This is a genomic window from Mycobacterium sp. FW102-FHT13B02 (genome assembly GCF_058790275.1).
In genome coordinates, this window is sequence record NZ_JBYTCM010000016.1 from 89,662 (window position 1) to 115,181 (window position 25,520).

Annotated in this window: 25 protein-coding genes; 18 read left to right on the forward strand and 7 right to left on the reverse strand. The window is 65.6% G+C overall.

The annotated features are described in order from the left end of the window. Positions 1–95 precede the first annotated feature (95 nt). Positions 96–1,397, reverse strand: a complete 1,302-nt coding sequence (locus tag AC3WTE_RS23275) for an acyl-CoA dehydrogenase family protein (protein ID WP_492441313.1) — start codon at positions 1,395–1,397, stop codon at positions 96–98. A gap of 82 nt (positions 1,398–1,479) precedes the next feature. Next, a complete protein-coding gene (locus AC3WTE_RS23280) occupies positions 1,480–2,106 on the reverse strand; it encodes a hypothetical protein (RefSeq protein ID WP_492441315.1) in 627 nt (208 codons plus the stop codon). A 195-nt stretch (positions 2,107–2,301) separates the two neighbouring features. On the opposite strand from AC3WTE_RS23280, the gene AC3WTE_RS23285 reads away from it, so the two are divergent. Further along, positions 2,302–5,154, forward strand: a complete 2,853-nt coding sequence (locus AC3WTE_RS23285) for an MMPL/RND family transporter (protein WP_492441317.1) — start codon at positions 2,302–2,304, stop codon at positions 5,152–5,154. Here AC3WTE_RS23285 and AC3WTE_RS23290 read toward each other — a convergent pair. Next, entirely contained in the window at positions 5,147–5,758 is a 612-nt protein-coding gene (locus AC3WTE_RS23290; protein WP_492441319.1) for a TetR/AcrR family transcriptional regulator, read from the reverse strand. The two genes, AC3WTE_RS23285 and AC3WTE_RS23290, sit on opposite strands and share 8 nt — an antisense overlap. 92 nt (positions 5,759–5,850) lie before the next feature. Here AC3WTE_RS23290 and AC3WTE_RS23295 point away from each other — a divergent pair, with 92 nt between their 5' ends. The 16 genes from AC3WTE_RS23295 to AC3WTE_RS23370 all read left to right on the forward strand — a co-directional run bounded on the left by AC3WTE_RS23295 (position 5,851) and on the right by AC3WTE_RS23370 (position 22,339). After that, a complete protein-coding gene (locus AC3WTE_RS23295; RefSeq protein ID WP_492441321.1) occupies positions 5,851–6,372 on the forward strand; it encodes a DUF4242 domain-containing protein in 522 nt (173 codons plus the stop codon). Next, positions 6,369–7,391 (forward strand): acyl-CoA dehydrogenase family protein, encoded by a 1,023-nt coding sequence (locus tag AC3WTE_RS23300; RefSeq protein ID WP_492441323.1) that lies wholly within the window; start codon positions 6,369–6,371, stop codon positions 7,389–7,391. The genes AC3WTE_RS23295 and AC3WTE_RS23300 overlap by 4 nt, the downstream gene beginning before the upstream one ends. Further along, positions 7,367–8,086, forward strand: a complete 720-nt coding sequence (locus tag AC3WTE_RS23305) for an ABC transporter ATP-binding protein (protein ID WP_492441325.1) — start codon at positions 7,367–7,369, stop codon at positions 8,084–8,086. The genes AC3WTE_RS23300 and AC3WTE_RS23305 overlap by 25 nt, the downstream gene beginning before the upstream one ends. After that, positions 8,083–9,237 (forward strand): ABC transporter substrate-binding protein, encoded by a 1,155-nt coding sequence (locus AC3WTE_RS23310; RefSeq protein WP_492441327.1) that lies wholly within the window; start codon positions 8,083–8,085, stop codon positions 9,235–9,237. The genes AC3WTE_RS23305 and AC3WTE_RS23310 overlap by 4 nt, the downstream gene beginning before the upstream one ends. After that, positions 9,234–10,040, forward strand: coding sequence for an ABC transporter permease (locus AC3WTE_RS23315; RefSeq protein WP_492441329.1), 807 nt, complete (start codon positions 9,234–9,236; stop codon positions 10,038–10,040). Before AC3WTE_RS23310 ends, AC3WTE_RS23315 begins: the two co-directional genes overlap by 4 nt. 9 nt (positions 10,041–10,049) lie before the next feature. Further along, on the forward strand, positions 10,050–10,643 hold the full coding sequence (locus AC3WTE_RS23320; RefSeq protein ID WP_459368967.1) for a 2-C-methyl-D-erythritol 4-phosphate cytidylyltransferase: 594 nt from the start codon (positions 10,050–10,052) through the stop codon (positions 10,641–10,643). Positions 10,644–10,926: 283 nt separating this feature from the next. Further along, positions 10,927–12,423 carry an aldehyde dehydrogenase family protein gene (locus AC3WTE_RS23325; protein ID WP_492441331.1) on the forward strand — a complete coding sequence of 499 codons (1,497 nt, stop codon included), beginning with the start codon at positions 10,927–10,929 and terminating at the stop codon, positions 12,421–12,423. A gap of 8 nt (positions 12,424–12,431) precedes the next feature. Beyond that, complete coding sequence (locus AC3WTE_RS23330; protein WP_492441333.1) at positions 12,432–12,659, forward strand: hypothetical protein; 228 nt, start codon at positions 12,432–12,434, stop codon at positions 12,657–12,659. After that, positions 12,649–13,458: an MlaE family ABC transporter permease gene (locus tag AC3WTE_RS23335; protein WP_492441335.1), complete on the forward strand. Its 810-nt coding sequence runs from the start codon at positions 12,649–12,651 to the stop codon at positions 13,456–13,458. Before AC3WTE_RS23330 ends, AC3WTE_RS23335 begins: the two co-directional genes overlap by 11 nt. Positions 13,459–13,469: 11 nt before the next feature. Beyond that, the gene (locus AC3WTE_RS23340; RefSeq protein ID WP_492441337.1) at positions 13,470–14,324 is read left to right on the forward strand and encodes an MlaE family ABC transporter permease; all 855 of its coding nucleotides are present in this window, start codon (positions 13,470–13,472) and stop codon (positions 14,322–14,324) included. A gap of 7 nt (positions 14,325–14,331) precedes the next feature. Next, entirely contained in the window at positions 14,332–15,609 is a 1,278-nt protein-coding gene (locus AC3WTE_RS23345; RefSeq protein ID WP_492441339.1) for an MCE family protein, read from the forward strand. Further along, positions 15,606–16,631: an MCE family protein gene (locus AC3WTE_RS23350; RefSeq protein WP_492441341.1), complete on the forward strand. Its 1,026-nt coding sequence runs from the start codon at positions 15,606–15,608 to the stop codon at positions 16,629–16,631. Before AC3WTE_RS23345 ends, AC3WTE_RS23350 begins: the two co-directional genes overlap by 4 nt. Continuing rightward, entirely contained in the window at positions 16,631–17,713 is a 1,083-nt protein-coding gene (locus AC3WTE_RS23355) for an MCE family protein (RefSeq protein WP_492441343.1), read from the forward strand. The genes AC3WTE_RS23350 and AC3WTE_RS23355 overlap by 1 nt, the downstream gene beginning before the upstream one ends. Next, complete coding sequence (locus AC3WTE_RS23360; RefSeq protein WP_492441344.1) at positions 17,713–19,242, forward strand: MCE family protein; 1,530 nt, start codon at positions 17,713–17,715, stop codon at positions 19,240–19,242. Before AC3WTE_RS23355 ends, AC3WTE_RS23360 begins: the two co-directional genes overlap by 1 nt. Next, positions 19,239–20,597, forward strand: coding sequence for an MCE family protein (locus tag AC3WTE_RS23365; RefSeq protein ID WP_492441346.1), 1,359 nt, complete (start codon positions 19,239–19,241; stop codon positions 20,595–20,597). The genes AC3WTE_RS23360 and AC3WTE_RS23365 overlap by 4 nt, the downstream gene beginning before the upstream one ends. Beyond that, entirely contained in the window at positions 20,597–22,339 is a 1,743-nt protein-coding gene (locus AC3WTE_RS23370; RefSeq protein ID WP_492441348.1) for an MCE family protein, read from the forward strand. Before AC3WTE_RS23365 ends, AC3WTE_RS23370 begins: the two co-directional genes overlap by 1 nt. Before the next feature lie 49 nt (positions 22,340–22,388). Here the strand turns inward: AC3WTE_RS23370 and AC3WTE_RS23375 are convergent, their stop codons facing one another. Together AC3WTE_RS23375 and AC3WTE_RS23380 are read right to left on the reverse strand one after the other, a co-directional pair. Then, positions 22,389–22,916: an Rv2253/PknI dimerization domain-containing protein gene (locus AC3WTE_RS23375; protein ID WP_492441350.1), complete on the reverse strand. Its 528-nt coding sequence runs from the start codon at positions 22,914–22,916 to the stop codon at positions 22,389–22,391. 96 nt (positions 22,917–23,012) lie between these two features. Continuing rightward, positions 23,013–23,684: an Rv1363c family protein gene (locus AC3WTE_RS23380; RefSeq protein WP_492441352.1), complete on the reverse strand. Its 672-nt coding sequence runs from the start codon at positions 23,682–23,684 to the stop codon at positions 23,013–23,015. Positions 23,685–23,835: 151 nt separating this feature from the next. On the opposite strand from AC3WTE_RS23380, the gene AC3WTE_RS23385 reads away from it, so the two are divergent. After that, on the forward strand, positions 23,836–24,237 hold the full coding sequence (locus AC3WTE_RS23385; protein ID WP_492441354.1) for a hypothetical protein: 402 nt from the start codon (positions 23,836–23,838) through the stop codon (positions 24,235–24,237). Between the two features lie 68 nt (positions 24,238–24,305). On the opposite strand, the gene AC3WTE_RS23390 is transcribed toward AC3WTE_RS23385, so the two are convergent. Together AC3WTE_RS23390 and AC3WTE_RS23395 are read right to left on the reverse strand one after the other, a co-directional pair. Further along, a complete protein-coding gene (locus tag AC3WTE_RS23390; RefSeq protein WP_459368980.1) occupies positions 24,306–24,740 on the reverse strand; it encodes an Rv2576c family protein in 435 nt (144 codons plus the stop codon). 2 nt (positions 24,741–24,742) lie between these two features. After that, on the reverse strand, positions 24,743–25,210 hold the full coding sequence (locus tag AC3WTE_RS23395; RefSeq protein ID WP_492441356.1) for a hypothetical protein: 468 nt from the start codon (positions 25,208–25,210) through the stop codon (positions 24,743–24,745). Between the last annotated feature and the right edge of the window lie 310 nt (positions 25,211–25,520).

Genomic DNA, 25,520 nt, shown 5'->3' on the forward strand with positions numbered 1-25,520 from the left:
GAGCCCGGCTGGCTCACCCGCGAGGCTGACCTGGTGGCGGGAAATCGAGCCCAGAATCGCCGTGCGGTCAGGCTCGCGGGGTAACTCGCAGCGCTCTAGAGATTGCCCAGTTCCAACTCCAGGTACTCGGCGTATTTCGCCTGTGCGGCTTCGCGTTTGCCCGGCAGCCACTCGGTCGGCCACAGCTCGTCGGTGCCCGTGTAGTCGCGTAGCACCTGCTTGGCCACCGTGACCTTGTGTACCTCGGTCGGGCCGTCGGCCAGCCCCATCACCGCGGCGCCGGCGACCATGCCCAGGAACGGCACCTCGTTCGTCACACCGAGGGCGCCGTGTACCTGCATTGCGCGCCAAGCGATGTCGTGCAGCACCGTCGGCATGACCACCTTGACCGCGGCGATGTCCTTGCGGACCAACTTGTAGTCGTTGTACTTGTCGATCTTCCAGGCGGTGTGCAGCACCAACAGCCGGAACTGCTGCAGCTGCGCCCACGAGTCGGCGATGTAGCCCTGCACCGCCTGCTTGTCGGCGAGCAGGCTACCGGCGGTATGCCGCGACAGCGCCCGCTCGCACATCATGTCGAGGGCCTTCTGCGCCAGTCCGATGGTGCGCATCGCGTGGTGGATCCGGCCCCCGCCGAGGCGGGTCTGCGCAATCACAAACGCCTGGCCCTCACCGCCGAGCACGGCCGAATTCGGCACGCGCACATTGTCGTAATGAATCAGGGCGTGCGACCCGTGACCGTCGGATTCCCCGTAGATCGCGGAGTTGCGGATGATGTTGACGCCCGGCGTGTTCGTGGGCACGAGGAACATCGACATCCCTTGATAGGGACTGACGTCGGGGTTGGTCACCACCATGACGATCAGGAACGTCGACGTCGAGGCGTTGGACGAGAAGAACTTGTAGCCGTTGATCACCCAGTCGTCGCCGTCGCGCACGGCGGACGTCGTGAACTGAGTCGGGTCGGCGCCGCCTTGCGGCTCGGTCATCGAGTAGCAGGAGAAGACCTCGCCGGCGAGCAGCGGCCGCAGGTACTGCTCCTTCTGCTCCGGGGTGCCGTAGTGCGCGATGATCTCGGCGTTGCCGGTGTCGGGGGCCTGACAGCCGAAGATGATCGGCGCCCACTGCGACCGGCCCAGAATCTCGTTGAGCAGCGCCAGTTTCAGCTGCCCGTAGCCCTGCCCACCGAGGTCGGGGCCAAGGTGTGTGGCCCACAAGCCTTTTCGGCGGACCTGTTCCTTGAGGGGGTCAACGACCCGGCGCCGGGTCTCGTCGAGCGCGGTGTACTGCAGGTGCGGCCAGATGAGGTCGAGCGGCTCGACTTCGTCGCGCACGAAGGCGTCGGCCCAGTCGAGGAGCTCCTGGAACTCCGGATCGGTTTCGAAATCCCACGCCATTCGGACTCCTTCAGTTCAGTCCCACCGCGACAGGACACACCCGTCTGTCGTTTGTAACGCACCTGCGCCGGTTTTGGAATGCCTAGCGCGGCCAAGCGACGGCCAATGAGTAGGTGTTGCCCAGGTTGTCCTGGGTGACGTGAGCGTCCTCGGTGGTGGTGTCGATGCGCAGCGCAGTGGTGGGCGTCGATGTCCGGTAGCTCCACCCGTCGGGCAGTTGCAGTCGGTCAGCGAGTTCGGGCAGGTCGGCCAGCGACAGCGTCGGGTCGGTGGCTTGGCTCCACGACTGCATGACCCAGCGCTGTCCCAGTGGGGCGAGCAATTCGAAGACGGGCCGCCCGGCGCCGAACACGAAGACCGTGCGGCGGCTGACCTTGTTCACGGTGTAGGGCGTCGGGTTCATCGACGACAGTTCCACTGTCGCCTGCTGCAGCATCTCGATACCGCCGAACGTCCTCTTCTCACCGACGTCCGCTCGGGTTTTCACGATCTCGCTCATCAGCCAGTAGCGGGGGCCGTTGAGCAAGGCCGCCGCGACGCCGTTCTCCGCGGCGAGGGCCTGTGGGTTGAGCGCGGACCAGGCCTCCTGCGGGCAGTCGTTCAGCGGGAAGGTGTTGAACACCGTGACCTGCGGTCCCGTCGGCGTCTGGGAGACCAGCAGTACTTCGCCGTAGCGCTTGCCGAACGTATCGGCCGGAGAATTTTCCATCCCGTCAACGGTACGGCCGAAATCGGGCGAAAAGGCCCCGATTTGTCTCATTTCACGGGAGGTAGAGGCACCTTTTGCGCCATCACTCTGGATAAAGGTTTGCTGTGCTAGGTATATTTCGCCCGACAGTGATTGTGTAACGCCGCCGCGCTCCATTTCCATGGACCTGCCGGGCCTGATGGAAGGGTGCCCCGAGTGAGTGCCACCAACACCGAGCGATCCCGGATCGGTCACCTGATCTGGGTGCTCGCGGTACCCATCGTGATCGGCTGGTTCGTCCTCAACATCGCCACCAACACGCTGGTCCCGCCACTGGAGAAGGTCGGCGAGGAGCACACCGTCGGCCTCAGCGCCAAAGACGGCCCGGCCATGATCGCGATGAAGCAGATCGGCGCCAACTTCCAGGAATTCGACTCCGACAGCAACGCCATGGTGGTCCTGGAGGGCGACCAACCCCTCGGCGCCGAGGCGCACCACTACTACGACGGCCTTGTCGCCAAACTGACCGCTGACACCGCGCACGTCGAGCACGTCGCGGACTTCTGGAGTGACCCGCTGACCGCCGTCGGCTCACAGAGCGCCGACGGCAAGGCGGCGTACGTCCAGATCTACCTGCGCGGCAATCAAGGGGAGACGAAGTCCAACGATTCCGTCGCATCGGTCCGGCAGATCGTCACCGACTCGAAGCCGCCTGCCGGCCTCCACGTGTTCGTCACCGGCGGCGGCCCGCTGATATCCGACCAGCACCACGCCGGCGACAAGAGCATCGCCAAGGTCACCGCCATCACCCTGCTCGTGATCGCCGTGATGCTGCTGCTCGTCTACCGGTCCATCGTGACGATGATCCTCATCTTGTTGATGGTGTTCCTCGAACTCGGCGCCGCACGCGGTGTCGTCGCGTTCCTGGCCAATGCGAACATCATCGGCCTGTCGACGTTCGCGGTGAACCTGCTGACGCTGATGGTCATCGCGGCCGGCACGGACTACGCCATCTTCGCGATCGGCCGGTACCAGGAGGCGCGCGGCGACAACGAGGAGCGGCAGACCGCCTACGACACGATGTTCCGCGGGACGGCACACGTGGTCCTGGGATCGGGTCTGACGATCGCTGGCGCCATGCTCTGCCTGAGTTTCACGCGGCTGCCGTACTTCCAGACCCTGGGTGTGCCCTGCGCGATCGGCACGCTCGTTGCTGTCGTCGCGGCGATGACGCTCGGCCCGGCCGTCATCAAGATCGGCAGCCGGTTCGGCCGCTTCGAACCGAAGCGCGCCATCAAATCCCGCGGCTGGCGGCGCATCGGTGTCCTCGTGGTGCGCTGGCCCGGGCCTGTGCTGGTCGCCACGTTGGCGCTCGCCCTCGTCGGACTGGTGACGCTGCCCGGCTACAAGACGAACTACGACTCCCGTCGCTACGTGCCGGCGGACCTCAGCGCCAACGTCGGATATGCCGCCGCGGAACGGCATTTCAGTGCGTCCCGGATGAATCCGGAGTTGCTGATGGTGCAGAGTGACCACGACCTCCGCAATTCCGCCGACTTCCTGGTGATCGACAAGATCGCCAAAGCCATCGTCCACACCCAGGGCGTCGCGCGCGTGCAGACCATCACGCGGCCCGACGGAAAACCGATCAAGCACACGACGATTCCGTTCATCATGGGCATGCAGGCCGTCACCTCGAAGATGACGGAGAAGTACCAGCAGGACTCGATGGCCAACATGCTGCAGCAGGCCAACGACATGCAGGTGAGCATCGACACGATGACCAAGATGCAGGCCATCACCACGCAGATGGCCGCCACCACGCACGACATGTCGCAAAAGACCATCAATATGTCGCTCGACGTCGCCGACTTGCGAGACCACATCTCCGATTTCGACGATTTCCTGCGGCCGATCCGCAACTACCTCTACTGGGAACCGCACTGCTACGACATCCCGGTGTGTTTTTCGATGCGTTCCGTCTTCGACACGCTCGACGGCATCGACGTCATGACCGACGACATCCAATCCCTGGTGCCGGAGCTGCTGAAGCTGGACAAGCTGACCGCCGAGATGGTGACAGTGATGCCGCCTCAGATCGAGGTCATGAAGAACATGAAGCAGTACATGCTGACCATGTACCAGACCCAGAAGGGTCAGGTGGATCAGCGCGCCGCGTCGTCGGACAACGCCGCGGCGATGGGCGAGGCGTTCGACAACTCGCTGAATGACGACAGCTTCTACCTGCCGCCGGAAGCCTTCGACAACAAGGACTTCAAGCGCGGCATGAAGAACTTCATCTCGCCGGACGGCAAGTCGGTGCGCTTCATCATTCAGCACGAAGGCGACCCGGCTACGCCCGAAGGCATCGCCCACGTCGACCCGATCAAGCAGGCCGCCAAGGAGGCCATCAAGGGCACCCCGCTGGAGGGTTCCAAGATCTATCTGGCCGGCACCGCCGCCACCTACAAGGACATGCACGACGGTGCGCAGTACGACCTGATGATCGCCGGAATCGCTGCGGTATCAATGATCTTCATCATCATGCTGCTCATCACGCGAAGCATGGTGGCCGCGGGCGTGATCGTCGGTACCGTGCTGTTGTCGCTGGGCGCGTCATTCGGTATGTCAGTTCTGTTGTGGCAGCACATCATCGGTCTCGAGCTGCACTGGATGGTGCTGCCGATGTCGGTCATTCTGCTGCTGGCGGTCGGTTCCGACTACAACCTGCTACTGGTGTCGCGATTCAAGGAAGAGCTGGCGGGCGGCGTGAAGACCGGCATCATCCGGTCCATGGCAGGCACCGGATCAGTGGTCACCTCGGCGGGATTGGTATTCGCGTTCACCATGGCGTCGTTCGCCTTCAGCGACCTGAAGGTCATGGCGCAGGTTGGCACCACCATCGCGCTCGGTCTGCTGTTCGACACGCTGATCGTCCGGTCCTTCATGACACCGGCCATCGCGGCGTTGCTGGGCAAGTGGTTCTGGTGGCCGAAGCGCGTGCGCCACGAGGCGTCCGAGCGACGGCTGGCGGCCATCGGAATTCAGCCCGCCGCGGCGCCTAAGTAACTGCCTGCCCGCGCCCGGAACTGATCAGCTCGACGACCATCTGGCGGGCCAGGGTGATCGGCGCAGTCGAGCGTTCGAGCTTCGACGCCGTGAGAGCACCGTCGTAGATCAGCTGGATGCGCTGGGCAGTCGCGGCGGCGTCGGATACCTCGGCGTCCCGGAGCAGTTCGCTCAGCAGCCGGCGCATCCACGACCGGTGTGCCCGCACCGGTTCGAGGGTGTCGCCCGGGTATTCGGTGGCGGCGTTGGCGTAGAGACAGCCGCGGAACTGGCGCTTGCGGGCCGCGGCGGCCGCCAGATCGAAGAACGCCAACAGCTTCGCCACCGGCTCATCGAGTCCGCAAGTCTTCGTTTCCCAGCGCTTGCGATCAGCCTGATCCAATTCATTCAGGTACGCGATCACCAACGCGTCCTTCGATCCGTACGAGCTGTACAGGCTGGCCTTGGCGACCCCGGCCTCCCGCAGGATGGTGTCGATGCCTACAGCTCGAATTCCTTGTGCGGCAAACAGATTCGATGCGGTGACGAGCAGGCGCTCGGCCGGCCCGGCGGTATCGGTGCGGGGCGCCGGCCGGTCCGGGCGGCGGGTGCGGGTCGCGCTCATAGGTGCACCATAGCCGAGGACTCTCGATAGACAGACTGGTCTGTTCATGCGAGCGTCGTGGTGTCATCGACGCCGACGAACAGGACCACACCGTGACGCTGTACCTCTACGAAATCGCAGGACTGCCCGGCCGGGCCGAGGTCGACCAGGCCATCAAGACGCTCGACGCTGAAGTGCACCGCGCCGGCGGCGAACTGATCGAGGCGCAGGTGACCGGACAGCACCGGCTGTTCCTGGTGGCCGAGCTCGATAACCCGCTGTCCGTCGAGGCGACGTCGCTCGGGGCCGCCGAGCTCACCGGTCCGCACGAAGTGCGGCTGGTCGGCGCGGAACTGGAGCAGCTGAAGGCTGTCCGCCCGACGGCGGGATACCTGGTCGAGTGGGACCTGCCGGCCGACCTGGACATGGAGAGCTATCTCAGCCGCAAGAAGACCAATGCGCCGAAATACGCAGAGGTGCCGGAGGTCAGCTTCCTGCGGACCTATGTCCGGGTCGACATGGACAAGTGCCTGTGTTTCTACGACGCCCCGGACGAGGACGCCGTGCGGCGGGCACGCGTGGCCGTGCAGACCCCGATCGATCGGCTATACGGACTGGAAGGCAGCGGGCAATGACGACACTGGTGTCCGACGACGTCGCGACCACGCTGGCACGGGTCGTCGCCGGGGTGGACGCCCGAGCCGCCGACCTGGACGCGGGACACACCGACGTCCGAGAAGACCTGCGCGCGCTCGGAGCTGCCGGATTGTTCGGGCTGCCGGACCTTCCCGACACCGTGCGCGTGATCGAACAGGTGGCATCGGTGAGTCTGGCGGCCGGATTCTCGGCATGGGCCCACCAGATGGCGATTCACTACCTCGGCGACCGGCCGGACCTGTCGGAGGCGTTGCTCACCGCACACCGTCCCGGCGTGACCGCCATGGCCGCCGGACTCAAGCACGTGGCGGGGCTAGGGCAGCTTCCGATCCATGCCGGGGAGACGCGGCGTGGTCTGCGGCTCAGTGGACCGATCCGGTGGGCTTCCAACGTCTTTGATGACGCGCTGATCGTGCTGCCGGCGCGTACCGCCGCCGGCCGGCTGTATGTTGTCGCGGTCGACGTGGCCGCGGTCGGGGTGGTGGTCGATCCGGCGCCCACGCTCATGGCCTTGGGTGCCACCGGCTCGACATCACTGAGCCTGCAGGAGGTCGAGATCGGCGCCGAACGCATCATCAGTGCCGACCTCGCCGCGTTCGTTCGCGGGATCAAGCCGACGTTCCTGTTGTTGCAGACCGCGTTTTGCGTCGGGACCACCGGCGCGGCGCTGACCGCGGCCGGACGGGCGACCGACGCGCTCGCTACCCAGTTCGATGCGGACCTTGCCGACCTGGCGGCACGAGCCGAGCTCAACCGGCGGCGGCTTCACGAATTCGCCTCGGCGCCACACGATCTGAATGTGGCCGAAGTGATCCGGCTGCGGCTGGACGCGGCCAACGTCGCCGTGGCGGCGACGCGGCTGGAGTCGGCCCTGGCCGGTGGGCAGGGTTATCGCGCAGGGACTGCGGCCAACCGGCGGTTCCGTGAAGCAGCCTTTCTGCCCGTGCAATCACCATCGGAAGGACAACTGAGGTGGGAACTGAAGCAGTACGGATAGCCGCGGGTGTCAAGAGATTCGGTGACAGTGTCGTACTCGACGGCATCGACCTGGCCGTCGAATCGGGGGAGTTCATCGCGGTGCTGGGGCGCAGTGGCAGCGGGAAGTCGACGCTGCTGCGGGTACTGGCCGGCCTGGAATCGCTGAGCGCGGGCACTGTCAGCTGGCCCGCCGACGGCACGCGTCCGCACATCGGTGTGGTCTTTCAGGAGCCATTGCTGATGCCGTGGCTCACCGTGCACGACAACGTCTCCTATGCACGGCGATTCGCGCACCGGCGCAACGGATTCGATGCCGACTATGCCGCTGAACTGATGCGGCGCTTCGGCATCGATGTGCTCGCGCACCGCTATCCCGACCAGCTGTCGGGCGGGCAGGCCCAACGCGTGGCCATCCTGCGCGCGGTAGCGACCCGGCCTCAGCTGCTCTTGCTCGATGAACCGTTCAGCGCGCTGGACCCCGCGACGCGCGCCGACTTGCAGCAGTGGTTGGCCACGGTCACAACCGAGTTGGATGTGACCGTACTGCTGGTCACCCACGACGTCGACGAAGCGCTGACCCTCGCGCAGCGCGTCGTCTTGCTGGCGGACGGTGGTCGCATCCGGCGCCAGTGGCACCTGGGTAAGGCCGAGCGATCGGGTCTGCATGACGAAATCCTCAGCCATTACCGGGTTTCCGAACTGTGGGTGGCATGAGCCGGCTGGTCATCTCGCGGCGCCAGGCCCTGCTGGCCGGGGTGGCGGCTGCGGGTGGCGCATTCGGGCTGGCCGACCTGGCGCACAGTGCTACAACGGATTCGGCGGCGGCCGGGCCGTTGCGGGTGGGGTACCTGCCGATCACCGATGCGGCGCCGTTGTTGCTGGCCCACTCCGCCGGTCTGTATCCGGCCGGCGTCGGCAAGCCGGTGTTGTTCCGGAGTTGGTCGGCGCTTGCTGAAGCATTTTTGAACCGGCAGCTGGATGTGGTGCACCTGCTGATGCCGATGGCGGTGCAGCTGCGGTACGCGCTCGGCGGCGGTGTCCGAGTGCTGGGCTGGAACCACACCAACGGCTCGGCGCTGACCGTCGCGCCGCACATCCGCGACCTGTCGGACCTCGCCGGCTCACAGCAGGCCATCCCGTTCTGGTGGTCGATCCACAACATCGTCCTGCAGAAGATGCTGCGGGCCAACGGTTTGCAACCGGTGATCCGGCGGTCGGCATCGAAGGCCGAGCGCACCGTTGAACTTGTTGTGATGAGTCCGTCGGACATGGTGCCGGCGCTGGCCACCGGCACCATCGGCGGCTACGTGGTGGCGGACCCGTTCAACGCGATGGCGCAGACCAAGAAGATCGGGCACATCCACACCTTCCTCGGCGATGTGTGGCGCGACCATGCCTGCTGCGCCTTGGTGACCCGTGACGACGTCATCGCCAGCCGTCCGGCGGCTGTCCAACAGCTCACCGATGCGGTGGTGACGGCGCAACACGCGCTGTCGAATGACCGGAAGGCGGCGGCCGCGAAACTCGGCGGTGGGCGATACCTGCCCCAGCCGGTGCCGGCGGTCGCACTTGCATTGACTTACCCCACGCCGCCGTACCCACTGCGTCACCCGGACTGGCAGCCGCAACGGCTGGGCTTTCAGCCGTTCCCGTTCCCGAGCTTCACCACTGAACTCGTGACGGCCATGCATGACACCGTCGTCGACGGCGACCGGAGTTTTCTGGACCGGCTCGACCCGGCCACCGTGCACGGCGACCTCGTCGACGACACCTTTGTCCGCAATTCCCTTCAGGCCTACGGCGGTCCGGCCGCCTTCGGCCTCAGCGGTGACTACACCCGAACTGAGCAACTGGAGCCGGCATGACCACAACACCCGTCCGTGTGGCGACCGATGCGCCGGTGACGGTGCGCCGTTGGGCTCCGCCCCTCGCCGCCGTCGCCGTCGCGGTCGGCCTCTGGTGGCTGTCGACCACCGTCTTGTCGGCACCACACTCGCTGCTGCGTCAGGCTGCGCCGCAGCGCGTCGGCCCGGCAGTGGTGGAGCTGTTCTCCCGGGGCGTGCTGTTGCCCGACATCGGGATCAGTCTGTGGCGGTTGGTGATCGGTCTGGCGGTTGCGGTCGTGGTCGGGATTCCGGCGGGCTTGCTGCTCGGCCTCAGTGCCGCTGCCGAGCGGGCCACCGCGCCGCTCGTCCAGTTCGTCCGGATGATTTCTCCGCTGTCCTGGGCGCCCATCGCTGTGGCGGTGTTCGGCATCGGCAACGAGCCGGTGATCTTCCTGATCGCGGTGGCTGCCGTGTGGCCGGTGCTGATCAATACGGCGGCCGGGGTACGCGCCGTCGACCCGGGCTACCTGGATGTGGCGCGGTCGTTCCACGCCACCCGGTGGGAACTGGTTAGGGCTGTGGTGCTGCCGGCGATCCGCGGCCAGCTGCAGACCGGTGTGCGCGTGGCACTGGGAATCGCGTGGGTGGTGCTGGTCCCGGCGGAAATGCTCGGCGTGCGTTCGGGTCTGGGGTACCAGGTGCTCAATGCCCGGGACCAGCTGGCCTACGACCAGGTGGTGGCGGTGATCGTGGTGATCGGTGCGCTGGGGTTCCTGCTCGATGCGATCGCGCGCCGGCTCATTTCTCCGGACCGGCCAGGGGCGCCGCCCAGCCGGGGATAAGGTGGCGCGGTGACTCTCTCGGCGATCGTGACCGTGCCGGCCGGCCTGGCGCCGGCCGACTTCACCACGCCGATCGCGGGGGAGCCGGCGCTGGTGCGAGCTGTGCTGGCGGTACGCGCCGTGGCGCCGGTGTCTGTGGTGACCGCCGAAGAGTTGGCGGCGGCGGCCACGAAATGCCTTGCGGCCCATGGCCTGAGTGACGTGCCGGTGCGCACCGGTGCGAGGCCACTCGGCGCCGGTGATTGCGTGTTGGTGCACGACGTGCGCTACCCGCTGGCGCCCGCTGAGCTGGCGGCGCGGGTCGCCGCGGCGCTGGCGGACCATGACGTCGTCCTGCCGATCCTGCCGATGACCGACAGCGTGAAAAGCATTGCGGGGCACGACATCGTGTTGGGCAATGTAGACCGCTCGGAACTCGTCACCGCGCAGTACCCGCGGGGTTTCTCCGCGGCGGCGCTGAATCGGCTCCCGCGGTCGGACGACCTGGCGGCGCTGATGTCCACCGATCTGACGGTCGGCACCGTCGACGGCGACCCCAATGCGTTCGTCGTCGACCTGGCACACGACCGGGGACTCCTGGAGGCGATGGTCGCCGCCGGCTGAGGTCCTACGCGAGGGTGAGGTGGCGGGGCCGTCGGCGTGTCTCCTCGTCAGGCCACGCACTCGACGCAGTGCCGGTGCCTCGCGTGGGCCGCCTGTCGGTGAACCCCCCCATGCACGAGGAGTGTCCGCGGCCTCGGCTCAGCCGCGGCCATTGCCGCGTCCCGGTCGACAAGTTATCTACCTAGCGCGTCTAGCCTTCGTTGTATTCTCTCGTTGTGAATGTATGATTCGCCAAAGATGAGAATGAAGTTTCCATACCATCGTTGCAGCTCCAGGAGGGCGGATGGCTCAGGCCACGGTTGATGCCGGAAATATCGCGGGTGCTCGAGCGGCCGAAACGGGCGTGGACCGCCGGATGCTGATCAACGGCGAATTGGTCGCCGGTGCAGGCACCTATCCCACGATCAATCCGGCCACCGAAGAGGTCTTCGGGCATGCGCCGCAGGCCACTGTGGCCGATGCCGAAGCGGCCATCGCGGCCGCCCGCCGGGCGTTCGACAAGACCGACTGGGCCACCGACGTCGAGCTGCGAATCCGCTGCTTGGATCAACTCCACAAAGCACTCAACGAGCACCGGGACGAGCTGGCGGCACTGACTATCCAGGAGGTCGGCGCCACCGTCGCGCTGACCCATGGCGCGCAACTCGACCAACCCATCGCGATCGTGCGCTACTACGCCGACCTGCTCAAGACCTTCCCGATGACCGAGGATCTGGGCAACATCGAGATTCGTGGTGCCCAGCACCATCGCTGGGTGGAGAAGGAAGCCGCGGGCGTAATCGCGGCGATCATCGCCTACAACTATCCGAACCAGCTGGCACTGGCCAAGCTCGCGCCGGCATTGGCTGCCGGCTGCACCGTGGTGCTCAAGGCCGCCCCCGACACTCCTTTGATCACCCTGGCGTTGGGCGAGCTCGTCGCCAACCACACCGACATCCCGGCCGGCGTCGTCAACGTCATCAGTTCGTCCGACCCCGAGGTTGGTGTCGCGCTGACCACCAGCAGCGCCGTCGACGCCGTCACCTTCACCGGCTCGACCGCGACTGGCCGGGCCATCATGGCCACGGCCAGCACGACCCTCAAGCGGGTGTTCCTCGAACTGGGTGGGAAATCCGCCGCGATCGTGCTCGACGACGCCGACTTCAGCATGGCCGCAATGTTTTCTGCGTTCAGCATGGTCACCCACGCCGGCCAGGGCTGCGCACTCACCAGCCGGCTGCTGGTGCCGCGCAAGCATCACGACGAGATAGTCGAGTTGGTCAAGACCAACTTCTCGCATGTGCGCTGGGGCGATCCCCGAGACCCGAATACCTACATGGGGCCGCTCATCAGTGAGAAGCAGCGCGACAAGGTCGACGCGATGGTGCAACGGGCCGTTGCCGACGGCGCCACCCTGGTCACCGGCGGCGAAAAGAAGGGGCCCGGCTACTTCTATACCCCGACCCTGCTGACAGACGTCGACCCCGAGAGCGAAATCGCCCAGGAAGAGGTCTTCGGGCCCGTGCTGGCAGTGATCGCCTATGACGACGATGACCACGCGGTCGAAATAGCCAACAACTCCATTTATGGGTTGTCCGGCGCGGTCTTCGGCAGTCAGGAGCGCGCTGTGGCGCTGGCCCGGCGAATCCGGACCGGGACCTTTTCGATCAACGGCGGCAACTACTTCAGCCCCGACAGCCCGTTCGGCGGTTACAAGCAGTCGGGTATCGGCCGGGAGATGGGTACGGCCGGGCTCGAAGAATTCCTCGAACGCAAGACGTTCGCCACGGTCGTCGGCTGACGCGTTTCATGCCCACCGCCATCGCCATCGGTAGGTGCCAGCCGTGCTGGGGCACGTCGCTGCGCCGCATCGCCGGTCGCGACGAGGACGCCATCATCTCTGCGGTCGGGGCAGGGCGTGCCGACGTTCGCGATTTCTTCACCGGAATCGCGTTGATCAGCTATGAAGATCTGGACCGTCCGACTGCCGTGTCGGCCGTGACGATTCTGGAAGGACCGGGCGCGGATGGCAGGTAAGGGGCCGGACCGGTGGTCGCCGGGTATTTCGTTCGCGCGCAGTGCATCCGGGCCGATGCAGGCCATCGGCGGTTTGTTCGCGATGTCGGCGGACGCGGTGCGGTACCTGTTTCAGCGGCCCTTCCAGATGCGGGAGTTTCTCGAGCAGTCGTGGTTCGTGGCGCGGGTGTCGTTGGCGCCGACCTTGCTGGTGGCCATCCCGTTCACGGTGCTGGTGTCCTTCACACTGAACATCCTGCTTCGCGAGCTGGGCGCGGCGGATTTGTCCGGGGCCGGTGCGGCATTCGGTGCGGTGACGCAGGTGGGGCCGATGGTGACGGTGCTGATCGTCGCGGGTGCGGGCGCGACGGCCATGTGTGCGGATCTGGGATCGCGGACCATCCGCGAAGAGATCGATGCGATGGAGGTGCTGGGCATCAACCCGGTGGCCCGATTGGTGACGCCGCGGATGCTGGCGTCGGGACTGGTGGCGCTGCTGCTGAATTCCCTGGTGGTCATCATCGGCATCCTGGGCGGCTACATCTTCTCGGTGTTCGTCCAGGACGTGAATCCGGGCGCTTTCGCTGCCGGCATCACGCTGCTGACGGGTGTGCCCGAGGTGATCATCTCGTGCATCAAGGCTGCGTTGTTCGGGCTGATCGCCGGGCTGGTGGCTTGTTATCGCGGGTTGACCATCTCTGGCGGTGGCGCCAAGGCCGTCGGCAACGCGGTCAACGAGACGGTGGTGTACGCGTTCATGGCGTTGTTCGTGATCAACGTGGTGGTCACCGCCATCGGTATCCGGATGACGGCGCGGTAGGGAATCCGGCGATGGCACTGAAAACGCTGCGGCAGACATATCCGCGGATGGCGCGCGAGCTCGGCCGGCCGATCGGCCTACTGGGGCGGATCGGCGATCACACGCTGTTCTACGGCAAGGCGTTGGCCGGAGTGCCGTTCGCCGGAACGCACTACCGCAAGGAGGTCATCCGGCTGATCGCCGAGATCTCCATGGGCGCGGGCACATTGGCGATGATCGGTGGCACGGTCGCGATCGTGGGCTTCCTGACGCTGGCCACCGGCGGCACGTTGGCGGTGCAGGGGTACAGCTCGCTGGGCAACATCGGTATCGAGGCGCTGACGGGCTTCCTGTCGGCATTCATCAACGTGCGGATCGCCGCCCCGATCGTCGCGGGTATCGGCCTGGCCGCCACCTTCGGCGCCGGTGTCACCGCACAGCTGGGCGCCATGCGGATCAACGAAGAGATCGACGCGCTGGAATCCATGGCGATCCGCCCGATCTCGTATTTGGTGTCCACCCGAATCCTGGCCGGCATGATCGCGATCACCCCGCTGTACTCCATCGCGGTGATCCTGTCGTTCATCGCGTCGAGGTTCGTCACGGTGGTGCTGTTCGGTCAGTCCGCGGGCCTGTACGACCACTACTTCTATACCTTCCTGAACCCGGTGGATCTGCTGTGGTCATTTCTGCAGGCCATTCTGATGGCGTTGACCATCCTGTTCATCCACACCTATTTCGGCTACTTCGCCACCGGTGGTCCGTCGGGAGTCGGTGTGGCAGTGGGCAATGCGGTGCGTACGTCCCTGGTCGTGGTGGTTTCGGTGACACTGCTGGTGTCACTGTCGATCTACGGCTCCAACGGCAACTTCCACCTGTCGGGCTAGAGCGGACATGACCAAGAACCTGGGGCCGGGCCCTATCCATCGATCAGAGACCACCAGCACGGCGGCCCCCGTGGCGGCCAAAGGCGGCGGTCACTTCGGCGCGCGAAGCTATGCGCGACCGCTGGCGGGCTTGGCGACCATCGCGGCAATCGGTGCTGTGATCGCGGTGGCAATTGCCCTGTTCTCCGACAGTTTCACCGAATCGGTTCCGGTGACGCTCATCTCGCAGCGTGCCGGTTTGGTGATGAACCTCGACGCCAAGGTCAAGATGCGGGGAATCGAGGTCGGCAAGGTCGAATCGATCGAGCAGCGTGCGGACGGTACCGCCGCACTGCACCTCGCGATGGACCCGTCGCAGATGCATTTGATTCCCGAGAACGTCCGAGCGGACATCTCGTCCTCCACGGTGTTCGGCGCGAAATATGTTGAGCTACAAGCGCCGGCCGAGCCGTCGGCGACACCATTACGGGCCGGACAGGAGTTGCGTGGTGACCACGTCACTGTCGAGATCAACACGGTCTTCCAACAGCTCACCGAGGTGCTCGACAAGCTCGACCCGGCCAAGCTGAACCAAACCCTGGCGGCCATGTCGACCGCGGTGGCCGGCCGCGGTGAACAGTTCGGCCAGACCACGGTCGACTTCGATGCGTTGCTGGCCAAACTGAACCCCAGCCTCGAAAACTTCGGACACGACATCAAAGCGATGGCCCCGGTATCGGGCGCATATGCCGATGCCGCGCCCGACCTGCTCGATACGGTCAAGAACGCCATCAAGATGAGCGCCACCTTGACCGACGAGCAGCAGAGCCTGGAGACCTTCCTGGCCAGCATGGCGGGGCTGGCCGACACCGGCAACGATGTGCTTGGCGGTAACCGAGAGCAGCTCAGCAATGTGCTGCACCTGTTGGCCCCCACCACAGACCTGCTCAACGAGTACGCGCCCGGCCTCAAATGTGCGCTGGGCGGCATCAACTTCATGTCGCACCAGCCACCGCAGCTCAATCCCGGCGTGGTGGTCAACGTGTCGTTCGTCATGGGCATCGACCGGTACCGCTACCCATCCAACCTGCCGAAGGTGGCGGCCAAGGGCGGCCCACACTGTATGGGATTGCCCTCCATCGGATTTGGTAACCGATCCAAATATCTGGTCACCGATACCGCGGCCAATCCGTGGGCCTACGGCAACCCGGGCGTCGTGCTCAACTCCGACGGCTTGAAGCAGATCCTGTTCGGCCCGATCGACGGTCCGCCGCGCAACACCACCCAGGCGGGAATGCCCGGATGAAACGTTCCAATTCCACGCTGATCAAGTTCTTGGCCTTCGCCGCCGTCATGGTCCTGATGACGATCTTCTTGTTCATGGCCTTCGGTCAGTACCGCAGCGGTTCCACCTCGCAGTACAAGGCGGTGTTCGCCGACGCGTCGCGGCTCAAGGGCGGAGATTCGGTGCGGGTCGCCGGCGTCCGGGTGGGCACCGTCAACGATGTTGAACTGCAAGATGATCACAAGGTGCTGGTCACCTTCGACGCCGACAAAGACGTCGCCCTGACCACGGGAACCAAGGCTGCGGTGCGCTACCTGAACCTGGTCGGTGACCGCTTCCTGGAACTGACGAACGGACCGGGAGAGTCCCGGATTCTGCCCGCGGGTTCGACCCTCGGCGAGGACCGCACATCGGGCGCATTGGATCTGGATCTGCTGCTCAACGGATTACGGCCCGTGGTCCGGGGGCTGAACCCGCAGGATGTGAACGCACTGACGTCGTCACTGGTGCAGATATTCCAGGGCCAGGGCGACAACCTGGACTCGTTGCTCGGCAAGACGTCGTCGTTCTCGAATGCGGTGGCGGACAACGCACAGACCGTCTCGCAACTGATCGACAACCTGAATCAGGTGGTTGGCACGTTGTCCAAGGACGGCAATCAGTTCTCCGGCGCCATCGACCGGCTGCAGCAGCTGATCAGCGGGCTGTCCCAAGATCGTGACCCGATCGGCACCGCCATCACGCAACTGGATCAGGGCACCGCCTCGATCACCAGTCTGCTGACCCAGGCGCGGCAGCCGCTGAAGCAGACGGTCGACGAACTCAACAGGCTGGCGCCGCTGCTCGACGACCACAAGACAGTGCTGGACCGTGGCATCCAGAAGGACGTGGAGTACTACCACAAGCTGGCCCGCCTCGGATCGTATGGAAGCTGGATCATGTACTACATCTGCGGTCTGCAGATTCGTGCCTCGGACCTGCAGGGCCGCACCGCGGTGTTCCCGATGATTCAGCAAGAGGGTGGAAGGTGCGGTGAGCCCTGATGCTGAAATACCGGGGCGCGCGGCTGATCAAGGCAGGAATCTTCGGCGTCGTACTGATCGTGCTGATCATTGCCATCGGATTGCAGCCCGAACGGATCAGCCAATGGGCCACTTCTGTGCGCTACCAGGCCGAGTTCACCGAGGCGGGCGGGATCGCGAAGGGCAATCAGGTCACCATGTCGGGCATCAAGGTCGGCACGGTTTCGGACATCGCGCTGCGGGACGGAAATGCCGTGGTGACCTTTACCGCAAAGGGCAAGTACCCCTTGGGTTCACAGACCACCGCACACATCCGCACCGGGTCGCTGCTCGGTGAGCGCGTACTGACCCTGGAATCGGCCGGCACCGGCACCATGCGGCCGAACGACGTCATCCCCACCACCCGCACGTCGTCGCCCTACTCGCTGACCGATGCCGTTGGCGACCTGACGTCCAATACCGCAGGCACCGATACCGCGACGCTGAACCAGTCGCTGGACACCTTGTCGTCGACGCTCGACCAGATCGCGCCCAGGCTCGGTCCCACTTTCGACGGGCTGAGCCGGGTGTCCCGATCGCTCAACAGCCGCAACGAGAGTCTGGCCGGCCTGCTCAAGAGTGCCGCAGACGTCACGAGTGTGCTGTCCCAGCGCAGCGCGCAGTTGAACACCCTGATCCTCGACGCCAATGATCTGCTCGGCGTACTCAACGACCGGCGTGAGGCGATCGTCAGTCTGCTGGCCAACACCTCTGCGGTGTCCAAGCAGCTGTCCGGTCTGGTCCACGACAATCAGAAAGAGCTGGCGCCGACGCTCGAGCGACTGAACCGCGTGACCGAAATCTTGGAGAAGAACCGCGACAACATCACCAAGATCCTGCCCGACATGCGCAAATTCATGCTGTCGCAGGGCGAGACGCTGGCCAACGGCCCGTACTACAACGCTTACGTGCCGAACTTGAACCCGATGCAGATCCTGCAACCGTTCTTCGACTACGCCTTCGGCTTCCGTCGTGGCGCGCATGCCGGCCAACCGCCGGACAACGCCGGACCGCGCGCCGAACTCCCGCTCCCGTACAACGGAATTCCCGGGGGGTCACGGTGATGACGCGCAACCGGATGATCGTGGTCGCCGTCGCCGCACTGCTGGTGATCGGCGGCGGATTCCTGGTGCGCCAGTTGTTCTTCGCACCGAGGACCATCAGCGCATTGTTCAGTGAGGCCACCGGCATCTACCCGGGCGACGATGTCCGGGTGGCCGGGGTGAAGGTCGGCACCATCGCGACCATCAAGCCCGAGGGCACCCAGACCCGGCTCACGCTCGACATCGACCGGGACGTCTCGATCCCCGCGGACGCCAAGGCCGTCATCGTGGCGCAGAACCTGGTTGCGGCGCGGTACGTCCAGCTGACCCCGGCCTACAAGCACAGCGGCCCGAAACTGGCCGCGGGCGCGGTCATCCCGTTGGAGCGCACCGCCGTTCCCGTCGAATGGGATGAGGTCAAAACTCAGCTGACCCGGCTCGCCACCGATCTGGGGCCCAAGAGCGACGTATCCGGTACGTCGGTGTCACGGATCATCGACAGCGCGGCAAATGCGTTGGACGGCAACGGCCAGAAGCTGCACGACACCATCACCGAGATGGCCGGTGCGGCTCGGGTTTTGGCGGGCGGCAGCGGAAACATGGTCGAGATCATCAAGAGCCTGCAGACCTTCGTCACGGCGCTGCGCGACAGCAATCAGCAGATCGTCTCCTTCCAGAACCGGCTGGTGACGCTCACCGGAGTGGTCGATGGCGGCAAGTCGGATCTCGATGCGGCACTGAAGGATCTGTCGACGTCGATCGTGGAGGTGCAGAACTTCGTCGCCGGCACTCGGGATCAGACAGCGGAGCAGGTGCGCCGACTGACCAACGTCACCCAGAACCTGGTGGACAACCAGATGCAGCTGAAGAACATCCTGCACATCGCACCCAACGAATTCGTCAACGCGTACAACATCTACAACCCGGTGACGGGCAGTGCGGTCGGCCAATTCGTGCTGAACAACTTCTCGTCGCCGGTCGAATTCATCTGCGGTGCCATCGGTGCCATCGAGAACACCACGGCGCCGGAGACCGCGAAGCTCTGTGCCCAGTATCTGGGTCCGGCTCTGCGACTGGTCAATTTCAACCACCTGCCGTTCGGTATCGACCCGTTCCTGATGCCGGCGGCCCCTCCCGAGGACATCGTGTATTCCGAAGCACGCCTGGCGCCCGGCGGCGGCGGTGGGTCCCCGACACCGCCTGAAATCGACCCTGCGTTGTCGGCCTACAACCCGGGCCCGGCCGTGCCGCCGTTCACCGGTAGACCGCCGGGGACTCCGCCACCAGGAGCCGATCAGATGCTGCCCAATGCGATACCGAACCCGGGACCGAACATGCCGCCGTCGGTGTGGTCGATGCTGAACCCGGCCGGCCCGGTGCCGGGACCTGCTGCGCAGGGCGCGCCGCCGCTGTTGCCGGCCGAGGCCCCGGTGGCGCCGGTCGGTCCGCCCGCGCCGGTGGGCGGACTCGGTACCGACACTCCGCTCGGGCCAGGTATGTCCGGCGCCCCGCCGCCGCCCGCACCGGCAGAAGGGACGCCCCACCCATGATTACCGGGAAAGGTGCTGGTACACAAAACCGTTCCGCGGGAGCGCGGACGGTCAAGGCCACCCTGGCCGCCGGCGTCGCAGTCATGGTGACCGCGACCGGCTGCGCGTTTCAGGGCGTGAATTCGCTGCCACTGCCCGGCGCGGTGGGCCGTGGGGCCGGCTCCACGGTCTACCACGTGCAAATCGCGAACGTGGCTACGCTGGAACCCAATTCGCCGGTCATGATGAATGACGTCGTAGTGGGCAGCGTGCGGAGCATGACGACCAAGAACTGGCACGCGGACATCGAGTTCTCGGTGAAGCCGGGCGTGACGATCCCGGCCAACGCGGTGGCACGGGTCGGCCAGACCAGCCTGCTCGGCTCGATGCACCTCGCACTGGACCCACCGCTGGGCCAGAACCCAAGCGGCGCACTGGCTCCCGGCGCGACCATCCCGTTGAGCGACGCGTCGACCTACCCGACCACCGAGCGCACGTTGTCGTCATTGGCCGCGGTGGTCAACGGCGGCGGTCTGGGCCAGATCGGGGATGTGATCCACAACTTCAGTAGCGCGCTGAACGGTCGTGAGGCCCAGTTCCGGGATCTGCTGACGCGTTTGAACGATTTCGTCGGCACCCTCGATGACCAGCGGGACGACATCGTCAACTCGATCCAGGCGCTCAATCGGTTGGCGTCGACGTTCGCCGGTCAACGCGATGTCCTCACCTCGGCACTGAACAAGATTCCGCCGGCTTTGGACGTGCTGATCAGACAGCGGCCGCAGCTGACCACCGCGCTGACGAAGCTCGGCAAGTTCAGCGACGTAGCCACTCAGTTGGTCAGCGACTCGAAGGCCGATCTGGTGACCAACCTGAAGAACATCACGCCGGCGCTGGCGGCGTTCACCGCTTTGGGGCCCGACGTCGACACGGTGCTCGAGTACCTGCCGCACTTCCCGTTCACCGGTAGCTTCATCGACCGGGCGATCCGCGGCGACTACTACAATCTGTTCGCCATCATCGACCTCACCATTCCGCGTCTCAAGCACACCACCATGTTGGGCACCCGGTGGGGGCAAGAAGGCACCGAAATTGTTCCGGCGCCGGGTGATCCGGCGTATCTCAACTACACCTACGACCCGCTCAAGACCGGGGTCAACCCGCCGCCGGGCAGCTTCGTGCCCAATTCACCGCAGCCGCCGTGGGCGCCGCCGCCTGCCGTGGCCCCTGACCCGGGCCCGATCCTGCCGTTGGTCCCGCAGGGCGGCACGGCCGCCGAGCCGGTCCAGCCGCCGCCGGCGCCCGGCCAGGTGTTCGCCGGTCCGTACGGCGCGCCGCCCCCGGCGGCTGCGGCCGCGCCGAACGGAGGCAACTGATGCTCACCCGATTCGTCCGGATACAGCTGATCCTGTTCGCCATCGCATCGGTCGTCGGCGTGGCGGTGATGCTGTTCGCCTACATGCAGATGCCCACGCTGCTGGGGATCGACCGGCTGACGGTGAAGCTGCAGCTGCCGGCCACCGGCGGGCTGTACCGCTTCAGCAATGTCACCTATCGCGGATCTCAGATCGGTCGCGTCACGGACGTGAAACTGACGCCGACCGGTGCCGAGGCAACATTGTCACTGGACACCACACCAAAGATTCCGGCCACTCTGCAGGCGCAGGTCCGCAGTATGTCGGCAGTCGGTGAGCAGTACGTGGAGCTGTTGCCCAAGAAAAACTCTGGGCCGTATCTGGAGGACGGCGCCACGATTCCGCTTGCGGACACCTCCATCCCGCAGCCGGTGGGTCCCATGCTGGACAAACTCGGCGCCATGGTCGACACGATTCCCGGCGACAAATTGGCCAAGCTGCTCGACGAGTCCTACACGGCGTTCAACGGCACGGGCTACGACTTCGGGTCACTGCTGGACTCGGCGTCGAAGCTGACCAAAGATGCGAACGGAGTCTCCGACCAGATGCGCCGGCTGGTCGACGACGCGGGGCCGTTCCTCGACGCTCAGGCGCAGAACACCGACGGCATCCGCTCCTGGGCAGCCAATCTGGCCGGGATCACGGGCACGATGGCCAAGGACGATTCGCAGTTCCGTTCGATCCTGCACACCGGACCCGGCTTCGCGCAGGAGACGTCGATGTTGTTGCAGCAGATCAAACCGACGCTCCCGATCCTGCTGGCGAACCTGAGCACGATTGGCCAGATCGGTGTCACCTGGCACGCCTCGCTCGAACAGCTGCTGGTGTTGTTGCCGCCGTTCGTCGCGCAGGTCGAAACCTATGCTCCGGTCAACAGTCCGACCGGCTTGCCCAATGGTGATTTCTCGCTCGGCCTCGGTGATCCGCCATCCTGCACGGTCGGCTTCCTGCCGCCTTCGGCTTGGCGGTCTCCGTCTGACCTGAGCCCCGCCGATACACCTGACAACCTGTACTGCAAGTTGCCCCAGGACTCACCGATCGCCGTGCGCGGTGCGCGAAACTACCCGTGTATGGATAACCCGGGAAAACGAGCACCCACGGTGGAATTGTGCAACGACCCCAACGGTTTCCAGCCCCTGGCCCAGCGTCAGCACGCGCTCGGGCCGTACCCGCTCGATCCCAACCTGATCGCCCAAGGCGTGCGTCCGGATTCACGGGCGCGGCCCGACGACAACATCTACGGCCCGATCGAGGGCTCGCCGCTGCCGGCAGGTGTGGCGGACCGGCCGCTGGCGCCGCCGGGGCCCGCCCCGCCACCGGCGAGCTACCCCGGTATGCCGCCGGGGCCGCTGATGCCGTACCCACCGCTGCATGTGGACGCGCCCGCTCCGGCGCCTGCGGACGGTGGTTTGCCGCAGGGGCCGATGGTCCCGGACCGTCCGGACCTGCAGCCGCGCGCGACGAACGTGCCCACCGCGGCGCCCGGACCGCCTGATGTCGACGCCAATAGTCCTGTGCCGCAGGGTGCTTCGGCGCCCCAGGCCGCGCCGAGCGCGTTCAAGGGCTCGGCCTCCGGTCCGTCGGTAATGATCGCTCGCTACGACCCGCGCAGTGGTCAGTACCTCGGCAGTGACGGCAAGCTGTATGCGCAGTCCGATCTGGTCAAGCCGGCGGCATCGTGGCAGCAGATGATGGCGTCATGACGCCGACCCGCGGCGCGGACTCGGCGGTCGCGATGAATCGCGGGACCCGCTAGCCGGAGATTTTCTTCATGTAGAACGGCATGCGGACGACCGGCCACTGGTTGCGGCCGCAGGACCCGCTGGGGCCGGTGGTGTGATCTTCGCCGGTGAACTCGTCCGACACGTCGGCAACGTGGGCGTCCGGGCCGACGGGATAGAGCTTGTATTCCTGGAAGCCCTGGATGGGTGTGCCGTCGTCGCAGAACCGCCAATTGGGCACCGACCGTTTGACGTAGAAGAGGCCGTCGGTCGTGTAGATCGGCGCGGACCAGCCGTCGCTGCTCTTGACGGTGCCGGTGCAGTCCCACGGACCCACGCACGTGGTCGAGACGACCCAGGTCGACCGATTGCTGGGTTGCGGCTCATAGCGTTCGTTGAGTTTGGCGAATACCCCGTTGGACGAGGTTGCGTACGTGCCGTTGATGCCCCAGAGGCTGGGGTCTTCGTCGGCGAGTGCCGGGGCCGCACCCGAAAGCGCTGTCGTGGTGGCGAGGAGCGCGCTCACCGTCACCTTCAGGCTCGACGTGATGCCCGGCATGTTGCGCTCCTCGCGTGATAGGAACATTCTCGCTCTGGGAGAATATCAGTACCTCCGGGGGGGCAGACGCCATCTGCAGTATTCCCCGGCGGGCGCCTAGGCGTAGTCGAGCTGCGAAATCTTCAGGCGGCCTTGATCCTTTGCGAGGGTGACCACCACTCGGAATCGCTTCGGCGCCGGATGCGGATCCTTGATGTTGGCGGCCTGGGATGTCGCCGCGACGAGCACCACGGCCGAGTCGTCGGTTGCCGATTGGACCCCGACTCCGGTCACGTCGACATGCGTGACCACCTTGGCGTCGATGAGCTGCCTGACCAGGATGTACTGCTGGCCCTGGAAATCCTGCCGGAACTTGCCGGTGCTGTTGTCGAGGATGCGCGACACGTCGTCTTCGGCATTCACGAAGTTCAGTGACATGACGTCGATGACGCCCTGGCGGGCTGCGGCCGCCGCGCGGTGTTGCTGCTGCAGGCGCGTCTGGGCCGCCTGGTGGTGCCAGGTCAGGGCTCCACTGATGCCGAGCGCGATGCAGAAGGCGAGCCCGGCGAGGAAGACCGCGACCGGGCGCCAACGCGGCAGGCGGCGCGGTGTGATCGCGGCTGCGGGCGCCGCTGCGGACCGCGACTCGGCGGCCTGCCGACGGAGCTCGGTAGCCCGGGCACGGGCCTGGCGGGCGCGTTCCTCCGCGAGTGCGGCTTCGGCTTCGGCCGCTGTCACGTCGTCGGCCGCCGCGGCATCCGCGGAACTGTCGACGGCCGGTGGCGTCATGGTGGAGACTTCCTTGCGTTGGGCTGCCTGTGTCGAGTGGCGTGGCCCACGCTAGCCGAGTCGATCGGCTGGTCGCGGTGGCCCCGCCTGCATCGTAATTATCTTCTCTAAAATAGAGAATTTCGTTTCCGCGTGTGCGAGAGTTGATGGCGTGCGCGTGAGGGTGAAGGTCGCCGCTTCGGTCCTGGCGGCTGGGATGTTCATCGCTGCGCCCGGATTTCGAGACGCCGTGCCGACCGCGTATGGGGACCCGCAGACCTGCAACGACGCATTCTGCGTGCCGGGCATCATCCCGCACCGGGTGTTGGGCGCACCGTGCGACAACACCACCTATTACGTGTTCGCCACCACCGACTGGGGCCGGCTGATGTTCTGCGGTTCGCCCCGGCGCTATGAACCGCGCTGGTTCCGCTCGCCTCCGATGGCCGGTATCCGCGACGAGAACTCGGACTGCATCACCGAGCAGAACATGGTTGCGCAGGCTCCGGACGGTCTGTTCCTGACCTGCGTTCCGATGAACGGCGTCAGCCGCTGGTTGCGCGGCGACACCTGAGTCGACGACCCGTGCAACGCCGGGGCCCCGGGTGAATTCTGCTGGGGCCCCGGCATTTTCGCGGCGGTCTACCAGTTTCGGATCGAACAGAGAGCGCCGTGCGGGCCGCTGTTCTGTTTGACCACGACGCCGTCGACCTCGAGGCGGCAGTTGAACGCCGGGGTCTTGAAGTTCGGGGATTCGCCGGACTGCACCATGACGGTCGCCCAGAGATTGGGGTCATTCAGCGCGGTGTCGAAGATCCACGGTTGATCGGGGCCGACCGTGACATCGGCGCGCGGGCTGAACTCGTACGGATTGTGGCTGTAGTCCGACCATGTCGGCGGATCGGTATCGCGGTAATAGATATTGCTGAAGATGGGGGCGGCCGCGCTCACGATGTAGCGGACGTGATGTGCCGCGGGTGGCGGTGGTGGTGGCGCGTCGTCGTCCGCGAAAGCGGGTGCAGTCGACAGCGACATCGAGAACAGCACTGCTGCGGCAAGGGGCACCGAAGTACGCATCGTCACGTCCTGCTCAGGCTGAATGGATAGGTCAGCGTACCGCCGGGCGCGCCGTCGCAGCCGACGTCGAACGATGAGGTCATGGTCCCGGTGAGGGTGTTCGCATCCCAGACGTATACATCGTGTGTGGGGACGGTCGGCCCGTAATAGACGTCACCGCAACGCAATCCGATGTCCTCGTTGATGGTCAGCGTGTATTGGCCGTTGACCAGCTGCGCGTCCACTGCGGAGCTGTCCGCCTTCGCGACCGGCTGCGGGATGGTGAGCACATGGATGCACCTGTCGAGGCTGATCTGGCTGCCATCCGGGTTGTAACACGGTACCAACGCCGACCAGATCCACGTGTGGAAGTCGCGACGGTCCGGCATGTTCAAGTTGTAGTTGCCCAGCCACATGGTCGCCGACGCGGGCGGCGCCAGCGCGATCGACGCCGCAGACAGCGCAGCAGCGCCGATCGCGAGCAACTTCATCACATTCCTCCACCGCTTTGCGGAGCCGGTCGATCGTGGACCCGAGGCGGGTGAACGCCGAACCGGGCATCGGCGAGACTGTTATTCTCCGTGGCGGAGAATAACATCTCCGCCGGATTGGCATCGCGAAACCGGCGCTCGGGTTGGATGCTGCGCGGCGCGGACGGGCAAAGATCGGGACACCGCCTAGCGCGCGACGATAGGCTTGCTGACGGCAGGCGGTGTGCTCGGCTTGACAACACGCCGCGTAAATCGCATTTCCGCAGGAAAATACTGCTATAGCTGCGTTTCGTCAGGGTGTACAGTCTTA

What these genes read in the sequence shown, in the direction of transcription:
- AC3WTE_RS23345 (WP_492441339.1), top strand. Translation starts at nt 14,332, where the DNA reads ATGACCAAGAACCTGGGGCCGGGCCCTATCCATCGATCAGAGACCACC.
- AC3WTE_RS23395 (WP_492441356.1), bottom strand. Translation starts at nt 25,210, where the DNA reads ATGAAGTTGCTCGCGATCGGCGCTGCTGCGCTGTCTGCGGCGTCGATC.
- AC3WTE_RS23325 (WP_492441331.1), top strand. Translation starts at nt 10,927, where the DNA reads ATGGCTCAGGCCACGGTTGATGCCGGAAATATCGCGGGTGCTCGAGCG.
- AC3WTE_RS23365 (WP_492441346.1), top strand. Translation starts at nt 19,239, where the DNA reads ATGATTACCGGGAAAGGTGCTGGTACACAAAACCGTTCCGCGGGAGCG.
- AC3WTE_RS23315 (WP_492441329.1), top strand. Translation starts at nt 9,234, where the DNA reads ATGACCACAACACCCGTCCGTGTGGCGACCGATGCGCCGGTGACGGTG.
- AC3WTE_RS23335 (WP_492441335.1), top strand. Translation starts at nt 12,649, where the DNA reads ATGGCAGGTAAGGGGCCGGACCGGTGGTCGCCGGGTATTTCGTTCGCG.
- AC3WTE_RS23280 (WP_492441315.1), bottom strand. Translation starts at nt 2,106, where the DNA reads ATGGAAAATTCTCCGGCCGATACGTTCGGCAAGCGCTACGGCGAAGTA.
- AC3WTE_RS23375 (WP_492441350.1), bottom strand. Translation starts at nt 22,916, where the DNA reads ATGCCGGGCATCACGTCGAGCCTGAAGGTGACGGTGAGCGCGCTCCTC.
- AC3WTE_RS23275 (WP_492441313.1), bottom strand. Translation starts at nt 1,397, where the DNA reads ATGGCGTGGGATTTCGAAACCGATCCGGAGTTCCAGGAGCTCCTCGAC.
- AC3WTE_RS23360 (WP_492441344.1), top strand. Translation starts at nt 17,713, where the DNA reads ATGACGCGCAACCGGATGATCGTGGTCGCCGTCGCCGCACTGCTGGTG.
- AC3WTE_RS23370 (WP_492441348.1), top strand. Translation starts at nt 20,597, where the DNA reads ATGCTCACCCGATTCGTCCGGATACAGCTGATCCTGTTCGCCATCGCA.
- AC3WTE_RS23355 (WP_492441343.1), top strand. Translation starts at nt 16,631, where the DNA reads ATGCTGAAATACCGGGGCGCGCGGCTGATCAAGGCAGGAATCTTCGGC.
- AC3WTE_RS23390 (WP_459368980.1), bottom strand. Translation starts at nt 24,740, where the DNA reads ATGCGTACTTCGGTGCCCCTTGCCGCAGCAGTGCTGTTCTCGATGTCG.
- AC3WTE_RS23380 (WP_492441352.1), bottom strand. Translation starts at nt 23,684, where the DNA reads ATGACGCCACCGGCCGTCGACAGTTCCGCGGATGCCGCGGCGGCCGAC.
- AC3WTE_RS23330 (WP_492441333.1), top strand. Translation starts at nt 12,432, where the DNA reads ATGCCCACCGCCATCGCCATCGGTAGGTGCCAGCCGTGCTGGGGCACG.
- AC3WTE_RS23340 (WP_492441337.1), top strand. Translation starts at nt 13,470, where the DNA reads ATGGCACTGAAAACGCTGCGGCAGACATATCCGCGGATGGCGCGCGAG.
- AC3WTE_RS23310 (WP_492441327.1), top strand. Translation starts at nt 8,083, where the DNA reads ATGAGCCGGCTGGTCATCTCGCGGCGCCAGGCCCTGCTGGCCGGGGTG.
- AC3WTE_RS23290 (WP_492441319.1), bottom strand. Translation starts at nt 5,758, where the DNA reads ATGAGCGCGACCCGCACCCGCCGCCCGGACCGGCCGGCGCCCCGCACC.
- AC3WTE_RS23350 (WP_492441341.1), top strand. Translation starts at nt 15,606, where the DNA reads ATGAAACGTTCCAATTCCACGCTGATCAAGTTCTTGGCCTTCGCCGCC.
- AC3WTE_RS23300 (WP_492441323.1), top strand. Translation starts at nt 6,369, where the DNA reads ATGACGACACTGGTGTCCGACGACGTCGCGACCACGCTGGCACGGGTC.